Below are 11509 nucleotides of genomic sequence, written 5' to 3'. Positions count from 1 at the left end.
AGCAGAATATATCTAGGTATACTTATGCTTCTCCTTATTTTTTTTCTATTATTCTGGTTTTCTCTTCCTTCAAAATTATTCAGAGACCCGACGTCTACAATTCTTGAGGACAAAAAAGGAGAACTGCTTGCCGCTAAAATTGCTTCAGACGGTCAATGGAGGTTTCCGAGCAGTGATTCAGTTCCAAAAAAATTTGCCATATCCATCTTAACTTTTGAAGACAAAAACTTTAATAACCATTTTGGTGTAGATTTTTTATCTATATGCAATTCTGCCTGGCAGAATATAAAAAGCAGAAAAATAGTAAGAGGAGGTAGTACCCTTACTATGCAAGTAATAAGATTGAGCCGAAAAAACAAGAAAAGATCATTTCTTGAAAAACTTATAGAAATATCTCAGGCGTTGAGGCTTGAATTAACTTTATCAAAAAAAGAAATACTAACATTTTATGCATCGAATGCTCCTTTCGGTGGCAATGTTGTTGGTTTGGAAGCCGCGTCATGGAGATATTTCAATGCACCCTCCTGTCAACTTTCCTGGGCTGAAGCTGCTGCACTTGCTGTTTTACCAAATAGTCCGGCACTTATCTTTCCTGGCAAAAATGAATTGATATTTTTAAAGAAGAGAAACAGACTTCTCAAAGGTTTACATGATAAAGGCCACATCGACCAGATATCGTATGAACTGGCGTTAAAAGAGCCATTGCCAGGTAAACCCTATGCATTACCAGTTGTTGCCCCACATTTGCTGGCCTATTCTGAGAAAAAAGGAATGAAAGGCAAACGTATAAGCAGCACTATAAATATTCATCTCCAAAAAACTGTAAATAAAATATTAGATTATCATCAGGAAAGGCTTTCTGCAAATGGAGTATATAATGCCGCAGCTCTGATCCTAGATGTTAAGACTGGTAAGGTTCTCACCTATGGTGGCAATATCCTGAATGACAAAACTGATGATCATGGTTACAGTGTTGACATTATTCAGGCAAAGAGAAGTACCGGCAGTATACTAAAACCTTTATTGTTCGGAATGCTTCTTACAGAAGGAAAATTATTGAATACATCTCTTGTTGCTGATGTTCCAACAATTATTGGCGGCTATGCTCCTAAAAACTATTTTCTGACCTATGATGGGGCAGTAGCATTCAAGCAATCAATAGCCAGATCACTTAATGTGCCAGCAGTAAGAGTCCTTCAGGAATATGGAGTTGAAAAATTTCATCATAACCTGAAGAAACTTGGTATGACCACACTTAATAGACCATACACTCACTATGGGTTATCTTTGATATTGGGAGGTGCTGAAGGAACTCTATGGGATCTTGCAGGTATTTATAGAAACATGGCCTCCTCATTAAATGATTATCATCTCACTCATAAATTCAGATTAAAAACAGAGAAACCCTCTTTTATCTCTGAAAAAGAAAAACAAGGCTATTGTACAGTTCTTGATGCTGGATCTATCTGGTTGACATTCGAAGCTATGAACGAAGTTTCCAGGCCAGAGGAGGATGCCTCCTGGAGAGACTTTAGTTCCGCATATAAAATAGCATGGAAAACAGGTACAAGTTATGGTAACAGAGATGCATGGGCCATTGGCTGTACTCCTCAATATGTCGTTGCCGTATGGGCTGGCAATGCAGACGGAGAAGGCAGACCTGACCTCACAGGTATTGGCTCAGCTGCACCTATTTTATTTGACATCTTTAAACATCTTAAATCGCAACATTGGTTTCTACAGCCATTTAATGAAATGGTTCAGACTGAAGTATGCACAAAAAGTGGATTTAAAGCAGGTGAAAATTGTGAAGAAAGTGTCACTCAATGGACACAAAAGGCTGCTCATCTTTCCGGCTTATGCCCATATCATAAGCTTGTCCATCTGGATGCAACAGGACAATACAGGGTAAGCGGTGAATGTGAATCTGTCAGAAATATGCGCACCAAGCCTCTGTTTGTGCTTCCACCAGCAATGGAATACTATTTTAAAAACAAGAATGCTTCATACAAAACCTTACCACCGTACAGGGAAGACTGCATGGCCTATATCTCAAACCGTTCGTTTGAAATCTTATATCCTTCTAATGGAAGTAAAATCTTTATTCCTGTTGAGATAGACGAAAGGAAAGGAAAGACTGTTTTTGAAGTAGCTCATAGAAACCCTGGTAAACAAGTGTTTTGGTATATAGATAGTTCTTATGTAGGATCAACTAAAGACTTTCATCAACTCGCTGTGAATCCGGATCCTGGAGAACATTATCTAACTGTTACAGATGAATCAGGAGAAAGCAAACGGGTAAAGTTTGAAGTAATAGAAAGGTGATTTGGAAGCGGAAAGCGAAAGGATTAAAGCAAAAAGTTAAAAAGTATTGAAAGGAATAACTTCTCTTTACACTCACTAAAAGATAATAAGTTAATATAATCTTTGAAACAAAAATGTCCCGACCATTGCCGGGACATTTAAGAAACTATGGGAATAACAAACTTTAATCTAACTGTCTTTCAAAATCCATATTTCTCTTATAAACCCATTCAAATATTAATGGAAAAATAAGTAGTGTGAGCACCGTCGCTGTTATCAAACCTCCGATTACTACGATGGCAAGAGGCTTTTGAGTTTCTGAGCCAATACCCGTTGACAGTGCTGCAGGCAAAAGTCCCAATGCAGCCATCATCGCAGTCATTACTACCGGCCTTATCCGTGATCTTACCCCATCAACAAGTGTATCCGTCAATGACATTCCTTCTCTTAAATTATTCTTAAATACAGTGGTAAGAATCACCCCATTCTGAATACAAATACCGAACAGTGCAATGAATCCGACACCAGCAGAAATACTAAAATTAGTATTTGTAATCAACAATGCCCAGATACCTCCTATTAACGCAAAAGGTACATTCAATAAAACAAGGACCGCATCTTTCAGATTTCCGAAGGTCACAAAAAGAATAAGGAAGATCAAAAGAATACTCAGCGGCACAACCTGTCCAAGCCTTTTGGTGGCTCTTACCTGGTTTTCAAACTCACCCTTCCACTCTACTTTCATTCCCTTATCCAGCTTCACCGATTTCTGAACTTTTTCCTGAGCCTCATTAATAGTACTTCCTAAGTCCCTACCTCGCACAGAGAACTTCACAGCAATAAATCTGTGATTACCTTCTCTATAGACAAATGCCGGACCTGTTTCCGGGTGAATTTTCGCAAGCTCTTTCAGCAACACTCTGTTTCCATGAATTGTAGGAACAGTAATATTTGCAATTTGCTCTTCTGTCTTTCTAAACTGAGGAAGATATCTTACAACAATATCAAACTTCTTCTCCCCCTCATACATCTTTGATGCCGTTTTTCCTCCAATTGCCATTTCTATAACACGTTGCGCATCTTCTGTCCTCACTCCATAGATCGCCATCTTTTGCTGATTGAGTTCAATGCGCATTTCTGGCTGACCAATCAATCTGATTATACCCAGATCCTCAATACCTTCAACACCTGATAAAATTTTATTAACCTGTTCGCCAAGTTCTTCTAGCCTTCCAAAGTCATCACCAAAAATCTTAACTGCCATAGAACCCTTCACCCCGGAAACCGCTTCTTCTACGTTATCCATAATTGGCTGAGAGAAGTTAAAGCTGATTCCCTGATATACAGCAAGCTTGTTTTTCATTTGAGTGATCAATTCATCCTTACTGATTTTTCTTTGCCAATTCTCTTTTGGTTTCAGATCAACGTGGAATTCAATATTAAAGAACCCGGTAGGATCTGTTCCATCGTTGGGTCTTCCGGTCTGACTCATTACAGCATTTACTTCATCAAAAGACGAAATGGATTTGCGGATTTTATTCGTCATTGAAATGGACTCATTCAATGATGAGCTCATAGGCATGCTGGCTCTTATGTAAACTGCCCCCTCATTCAGCTGTGGTAAGAATTCTGAGCCAAGAAATGTAAATGAAAACAAACCTATTCCAAGCGCAACTAATGAAGTCATGAAGCTTACCTTCTTATGTTTAAAAACGAATGAAAAAGCTTTCGTAACTATATTGTTTACAAACTCAACAAAGAAATTATGCTTCTCTTTAACATTTTTATTTAAAAGAATATGGCTTAAAACCGGCACCAAAGTGAGTGTATAAATCAAGGCTCCAAGCAGCGCAAATCCCAAAGTCCATGCGAGAGGAGAAAACATCTTTCCTTCCACCTTTTGGAATGAAAATATAGGCAGGAGTGCTGTTATAATGATTAATTTAGAAAAGAAGATAGACTTTCCCAGTTCAGCTCCGGTTTCTTTTATCCAGCCCATTTTAGCCAGTTTGTTAAAACGATCCATACCGAATTTGCTCGCTTTATGATCAAGCATCACAAACAATCCTTCCACCATCACCACCGCCCCATCTATGATAATCCCAAAGTCAATTGCACCCATTGATAGGAGGTTTGCAGACATGCCTTTGATCCGCATACACATAAAGGCAAACAACAATGCCAACGGAATTATAATGGAAACAGTAATGGTAGTTCTCCAGTCTGCCATGAAAATAAATACAATGACAGTAACCAAAACAATCCCTTCAATCAGGTTTTTTGTTACTGTACGTGTAGTAAAACCAATAAGAGTAGACCTGTCATAAAATGGCACTATCTTGACATCATTTGGGAGTATGTAATCATTAAGCTCTTCAATTTTCTCCTTAAGTCCGGCAAGCACCATACTAGGATTTTCTGCTTTCCTCATGATTACAATTCCTTCTACCAGATTTTTTGTTGTATCTCTGGAAACATAACCGAGCTTTGGCAGATGATGCTCCCTTACCTTTGCAACATGTTTTACAAAAATAGGAGTACCACTTATTTCATTGACAATAATATTTTCAATATCGGATATGTTCTTTAGCTGACCGATACCTCTAACTACATATGCCTGATCATTTTTTTCTATAACATCACCTCCTACATTCATATTGCTTTTTGTAACTGCATCATAAACATCAAGAGCTGTCAGGTTATAGTTCTTTAATAAATCAGGATTAATGCTTAGTTCATAGCTTTTAACTTCTCCTCCAAAGCTTACAACATCCGCTATTCCATGCACACCTTTCAGATTTCTGTCAATGATCCAGTCCTGAATGGTCTTCAGTTCTCTAACATCCTTAGTTTTACTATGAAGTGTATATCTGAAAATTTCACCAGTAGGACCATAAGGTGGTTGCATTTCAGGTTCTACATCATCAGGCAGGTTCACATTCATAAGACGGTTGATTGCATTTTGCCTTGCGGTAAAATCATCAACATCATCATCGAATATCATGGTAACGACGGATAAACCGAAAAGAGAAATTGACCTTAAACTTGTCTTACCCGGCACCGCATTCATTTCCACTTCAATAGGTATGGTAATGAACTTCTCAACCTCTTCCGCACTTCTTCCAGGCCATTGCGTTATAATCTGAACCCGAGCGTTTGTCACGTCCGGAAAAGCTTCAATAGGAGTATTCAGATAGCTGAATATACCTGCAATAATCAATACTAAGGTTGCAAAAAAAACAAAGAATTTATGTTTTAAAGAAAACCCAACAATATTTCCAATAAACCGCTTCATAGATGTAATTGTAAATGGCTGATCTTAAATGAAAGATCCTTGATGATTAAAATGCACTGAGATTAAATATTAGTTATTAAGCGCATTATAAACCAATAACTGATGATTTGAGATGATCCTCTCACCTTCTTTCAGGCCGCTTTTGATGTAAGTAATCGTATTTAACCTTTGTTGAATCTCAACCTCTCTGGTTTCAATAGAACACTTGTCAGTATAGACCATTACAAAATTTCTGTTTTTGTCAAAAACAATGCTTTCAGATGGAACTGCAATCATGGAATGATCTCCTTCTTCATACCGTACAATCACATGTGCATACATTTCAGGTTTCAATTCATAACCTTTGTTATTCATCTTAACACGTACTTTCATCACACGTGTAGCAGGATCCAGAACATTAAAGATCTTATCTATCTTCCCTTTGAATACTTTATCAGGATAGGGCAGTACTTTTATCTCCGCGTCATAACCAATCTTTACCTTATTGATATCCGTTTCATAAACATTAGCGATGACCCAGATTTCATCAAGCCCGGAAATGGTGAAGAAGTTATTTGCGCTTTCAGTTCTGAACTGCATATTTTCAGTAACATTCTTTTCAATAATGAATCCAGAAATAGGAGCTTTCATTGTATATACAGAATTACCCTGTACACCGTAAATTCTAAAAACCTCTTTGATTCTCTTCAATTCACTTTCGGCCTTTTCAAGTTCTTTCCTGTCCATAACCATTTCTTTCTCAGAAGCCAGACCAGCTTTGTACATGTCCTGGGTTACAGAAAAGCTTTTCTGTGCTACAGAAAGATTTGATTCAGCCGAAATTAACTGCTTTTCAAAATCTGCGATTTCGCTACTCTGAATGATTGCCAATGTTTGTCCTTTCTCTACATAATCTCCCAATTCAACCCTTAGGTCTTCAATGTTACCCCCAACTAAAGGAAACACTTTAACTACTTTGTCTTCATTTGCAGTTACTTTTCCTGACAAGATCAGTTCAGTTGCTAATTTTTGCCTTTTAACTGTATCAATGGATATAACTCGACTCATAGTATCGCTCAGGCAAAACTTTTCTTCATGTACTTCAACTTGTTTTTTAGAACAACTCACTGCTAAAACAGCAGAGACGATTATAAAATATATCTTTTTCATATGAGATAATATCAATATTTAATGACAGGCTTTCCTACTGAAAAATTAAGCTCTTCAAATGCATTCAATCTGTTGATCTGCAATTGGTTCATTTGAATTACAGAAGCTTTGTATGCTTCGTAAAAGTCTATGAATTCAATTAACGTTATATTTCGCTTTTCATAGTTTATAAGAATACCTCCAATAAGTCTGTCAAATTCACCGGTAAACTTATTATCAAAATTTGAATAGAGGTCATTGTACTCAATTGATCTGCTTAATGCTCCAGCTACCTCTGCCTCTACCCTGTTTTCATATTCCTCTGTTAGCACCTTACTTCTTTCAAATTTCTTTTTGGCTATTTCTATATTGCCCTGATTTCTGTTAAGCAATGGAAGATCCATTGCTATAGACACAGCATAATAATTTGGAATATAATTACCATTTCTGTCAAAGACCCCACCAAATCTAAGGTCTGGAACTGCAAGAGCTTTTTGGTAAGCTAGGTTTTGCTCTTCATATTTTTGCGAAGATCTATACGCTTTCAGATCATACCTGTTTACATTAGCTGAATCTATAAGGGATTGAAGGTTCACTTCTCTCACATTTAGACTATCGATCTCTTTCTTATCCAGTACAGGAGAAAAAAAGGACCTGGACTTGTCGTTCAAAAGGACATGCAGTGTAGTCTGCCTTAATGTAATCTGGGAAAGCAGATCCTTGCTTTCATTTTCCATGTTAAAAAGGAATGCCTTAAGACGAATGATTTCTTTCAAAGGTATATTACCCTTTTCATATTGTGTCTGATAAAGCTTTACAGTATTTCTCATCGTACGTATCTCATCTTGGAACATATAATAAGATTGCTGAAGAAAATAAAGCTCTATCAGGTTTGTTCTTAATTCATACTTAAGAGTACGAAGGAGATCGAAAAACTGGTATTCTGCAATTTCAGCATTGGTATTGCCAAGCTTAATTCTTTTATTTCTCTTTCCTGCCAACATTATAAGCTGAGATGCCTCAAGAATAAATTCGCCACTTTTTGATGCGTCAAAATATTTTTTTGATTGAGGATTATAAACGTTTTGTTCATAATATACAGAAGGATTTTCCCACAATCGCGCCTGAAGAACCTGAGCTTTAGCAGCATCTATATCATATCTGGATGCTAACAATAATAGATTTTTCTCCAGGAACCTTTTATCCGCTTCCGCAACAGTGATTTTAACAGTATCTGAAAATACCTGATTTTGTCCAAAAACATCTGCACCAACTAATAGCTCAATGCTTAGAAGTATGCTTAATAACCATTTCATTACTTATGATTTTATCCCCTTCGTGTTAATTTAAATCCCAAAAAAAATGATGGATTCTGTAGTAATTCTGTCCTGTCAAGACAATTCCCAGCATTTAGTTTATTAATCTGGAATATTTTAGTCTTCCTTAGACAAAGCTCTTTCCTTATAGTTAAAGGGTAATTAAAAGAGAATTAAAAGGACATTAAATAAATAAAACCGGAAAAAATATGTTGAAGGTTGTTCCCCTATCTGGGATTGACTGAACCTCTATCCTTCCTCTATGGATATTAACAATTTTCTTTGTAAGTGGCAGTCCGATTCCATGGCCTTGCAAACTTCCTGATCTTTCTGCCCTATAAAATGGTACAAAAATATTCTTTAATTCCTCCTCACTAATTCCAAATCCTTTATCTGTAATAGCAATAGAGGCTTCATGATCATTAAAAGAAAAATCGATTACAACTTCTTTACCTTCAGAAAACTTAAGCGCATTTCCAATTATATTCAGAAAACACGTTAGCAGGAGTTTTTCATTACCAAATACAACTGGTCCATTGGGATATGTTTTAGCCATATTTAGGCACAACGCAGCATCAGGATTTCTTCTTAAAACCTCATCCGTAGCTTTCCTGATCGTTTCGCTTAGGTCGAGATTTCCCATAAGCACAGAATTTGTATCAATGCCTGTCTGAGCCAATTCCAAGAGATCATTAATAAGCTTGGTTAGCTCTTTTGCTTCCTCCAGCGAAGACTTTAAGATCTCTTTATATTCCTCTACAGTTCTGTCTTTCATTAAAGCCACGCTGATTTCTCCGGTAATAGTAGTAAGTGGAGTTCGTAATTCATGCGAGGCATTGGACACAAAAGTTTTTTGCAAATCAAAAGCTGTTTCAATCCTTGTAAACATGGTATTGAAGGTGATTGCAAGATCAGATATTTCATCTTTGCCATTTCCTTCATCGACTCTCAGGTGAAGACTGGATGCCGATATTTTTTGCACCTGGCTAACAACTTTCTGAATAGGCTTTAATGCTTCCCTTGCAAAAATCTGTCCTAAGAAATAAACAATAATGAGTGATATGAAATATCCGACAGTGAGTACTACCTCAAGGTTCTTTAGTTTTTTATGGCCATACCAATCAATCGCACTTGCAACGATAAAAAAATCTCCCTGATTGTCAGAATAAAAAACTCCTACTATTTGTCTGATTCCATCTTCATAACTTAAACTCCCTTCTTCCTGAATCTTGCTTAACCAGTTCTTATCCAGAGGATAATTTATAGTGTCATCTAGAAAAACAGGATTATAATTTTTATCATATATCCTTACAAATTCTGAAGGAAGGGATTTAAGATGGTTTCTTCTCAGGATCTTTAATAATCTTTCATCTATTTCATCGACTTCAAGATACATCCTTGCAGTATTAAGCGCTCTTTCTTCAAGGCGATCTTCAAAAACATTGTACCTGTTGATTTCAGAAAGATAAAATACAGCTATACTGAAAATAAGCAAAACCAATGCAACAATACCTGTAAACTTTAAAGTCAGTTTACTTCTTATCTTCATATTAATCTTCCACTTTTATTACATAACCCATACCTACCAGCGTATGAATAAGCTTAGGAGAAAAGTCCTTGTCTATTTTTTTTCTTAAAAAATTGATATAAACATCGATTACATTGGTACCGGTATCAAATGAAATTTCCCATACTTTTTCGGCGATGTCTACTCTGGAAATAACCCTTCCCTTATTCTTCAAAAGGTATTCGAGCAAAGAAAATTCTTTAGCTGTTAAATCAATTTTCTTTCCGGATCTGATAACGGTTTTGGTATCAGTATCCATTTCCAGATCAGCAATTTTATATTTTGTTCCGCCTGAATTTTGTAAAGTAGTTCTTCTTGAAAGTGCTCTGAGACGCGCCAGTAACTCAGGAAATTCAAAAGGTTTTACCAGATAGTCATCTGCACCGGCATCTAATCCTGTGACTTTATTATCAGTAGTGCCCAAAGCAGTGAGGATTAAAACAGGCGCCTGGATATTAGCTGCTCTGAGATCTTTGCAAAGTTGAACACCATTAATCTGAGGTAAATTGATATCCAGAATAAACATTTCATAAGTATTAGCTAAAGCCATCTGCTTACCTGTATATCCGTCATATGCAACTGTTACTTCGTGCAACTGCTCTTCAAGCCCCTTTTTGATAAAGGATGCAACTTTTATTTCATCTTCAACCAAAAGTATTTTCATAAGTCAAAAGAATAAGGCAGTACAAAGAGTATAAATGTACTGCCTTTTTTATTTAAATGATACTATTTTAAAGTTAAAAGCTGAAAGCTAAAAGTTTAAAGTAATTACTTTAAAACTCAAAGAAAATATTTACATGCTATTTTCGATTACCAATCACTTCATATAGGGCTATCACCTATGTTGACAATATCACCTCTTCCGAGGATTGGTTAATAGAAAAATTAACAGGTTAAATATCCTTAAAGCTTAAATTACTTTAAACTTTAAGCTTACAACTTACTTAAGTCTTATCTGAGAATATCCACAGTAGAAGCCATCGCAGTAAAACTCGACTTTATATAATCCCTTTGCATTTTTATCATTTGCAAAATCATAGGACATATCTACTTTCAGATTTTCATTATTATAATCCACTAGTTTTGATACACTGTAAGGCAAAGTAACATTACTGTCCGTATTATTAAAGGTACCAGATTCAGATGCAGGAGCAGGAAGCGTTTCTCCCTTTGGATTTATTATTCTTGCATAAATTGTTTTGGTTCCTTTCTCTGCAACTTTGTTTTCGACAAGATCAAAAGAGAATGTTAATCTGTCTACTTTACCAGCGTTACTGTTTTTAACAAGTTTCCCTGATTTAGTTTTTTTGAATCCTAGAGCAGTTGCCTTTTCAACTCTTAAAACAGAAGCGATCTCAACCTTTCTTTCCATCTCTGAATATCTTGCCGAGAGGTCATCGAATTTATCCTGAAGACTTTCGTTATCTCTTCTTAATTCATCATTCTGAGTGGTCAGAAGGCCCAGACGGTCTTCCAATTCCTTGATCCTGTTAAAGTAACCTGATTTAATCTTTTTGAGTTCAGCAACCTGCTTCTGCACTTTCTTAAGGGAAGCATTATCCTTTATAAGGATGGAAATTTTCTTTGACTTGCCATTGATATCTTCTTTAGCAGAAACAAGCAAACGATCCAGTTCTTTATTTCTTCCCTGCATTGAAGAAAGCTCTTCATTAATCTGCAGAAGGTCACTTTTCAGTTTCTTACCTATGCTTTCAAGGCTTTCAATCTGTTGAACTTTTTCTGCATTTTCCGCTTTAAGCTGGCCGTTATCAACATAAAGAACTGTACTTCCGGCAAAAAGCCCTGTCATAATAGCTCCGGTTGCAGCCAATGCAATTACCTGATTTTTTTTGTGTTTGTTTTCGTTTGGTGACGATGTCATAATACCCTGTATTTAAT

Annotated in this window: 7 protein-coding genes; 1 reads left to right on the top strand and 6 read right to left on the bottom strand. The window is 36.4% G+C overall.

The genetic code is table 11. From position 1 onward, the window contains the following. The first annotated feature begins 24 nt into the window (after window positions 1-24). Complete coding sequence (gene pbpC / locus MYP_RS04405) at window positions 25-2325, top strand: penicillin-binding protein 1C (protein ID WP_156140314.1); 2301 nt, start codon at window positions 25-27, stop codon at window positions 2323-2325. Between the two features lie 163 nt (window positions 2326-2488). On the opposite strand, the gene MYP_RS04400 is transcribed toward pbpC, so the two are convergent. The 6 genes from MYP_RS04400 to MYP_RS04375 all read right to left on the bottom strand — a co-directional run bounded on the left by MYP_RS04400 (window position 2489) and on the right by MYP_RS04375 (window position 11492). After that, window positions 2489-5599: an efflux RND transporter permease subunit gene (locus tag MYP_RS04400; RefSeq protein WP_045459322.1), complete on the bottom strand. Its 3111-nt coding sequence runs from the start codon at window positions 5597-5599 to the stop codon at window positions 2489-2491. Between the two features lie 69 nt (window positions 5600-5668). Continuing rightward, complete coding sequence (locus MYP_RS04395) at window positions 5669-6748, bottom strand: efflux RND transporter periplasmic adaptor subunit (RefSeq protein ID WP_045460928.1); 1080 nt, start codon at window positions 6746-6748, stop codon at window positions 5669-5671. A gap of 11 nt (window positions 6749-6759) precedes the next feature. Continuing rightward, window positions 6760-8043, bottom strand: coding sequence for a TolC family protein (locus tag MYP_RS04390; protein WP_052429943.1), 1284 nt, complete (start codon window positions 8041-8043; stop codon window positions 6760-6762). A 184-nt stretch (window positions 8044-8227) separates the two neighbouring features. Next, the gene (locus MYP_RS04385; protein WP_045459319.1) at window positions 8228-9592 is read right to left on the bottom strand and encodes a sensor histidine kinase; all 1365 of its coding nucleotides are present in this window, start codon (window positions 9590-9592) and stop codon (window positions 8228-8230) included. A gap of 1 nt (window position 9593) precedes the next feature. Continuing rightward, the gene (locus MYP_RS04380) at window positions 9594-10274 is read right to left on the bottom strand and encodes a winged helix-turn-helix domain-containing protein (RefSeq protein ID WP_045459317.1); all 681 of its coding nucleotides are present in this window, start codon (window positions 10272-10274) and stop codon (window positions 9594-9596) included. Window positions 10275-10550: 276 nt separating this feature from the next. Then, a complete protein-coding gene (locus MYP_RS04375; protein ID WP_045459316.1) occupies window positions 10551-11492 on the bottom strand; it encodes a hypothetical protein in 942 nt (313 codons plus the stop codon). Between the last annotated feature and the right edge of the window lie 17 nt (window positions 11493-11509).

The sequence above is a fragment of the Sporocytophaga myxococcoides genome, assembly GCF_000775915.1.
GTDB lineage: Bacteria > Bacteroidota > Bacteroidia > Cytophagales > Cytophagaceae > Sporocytophaga > Sporocytophaga myxococcoides_A.
This window is presented reverse-complemented; position numbering and strand designations above follow the sequence as displayed.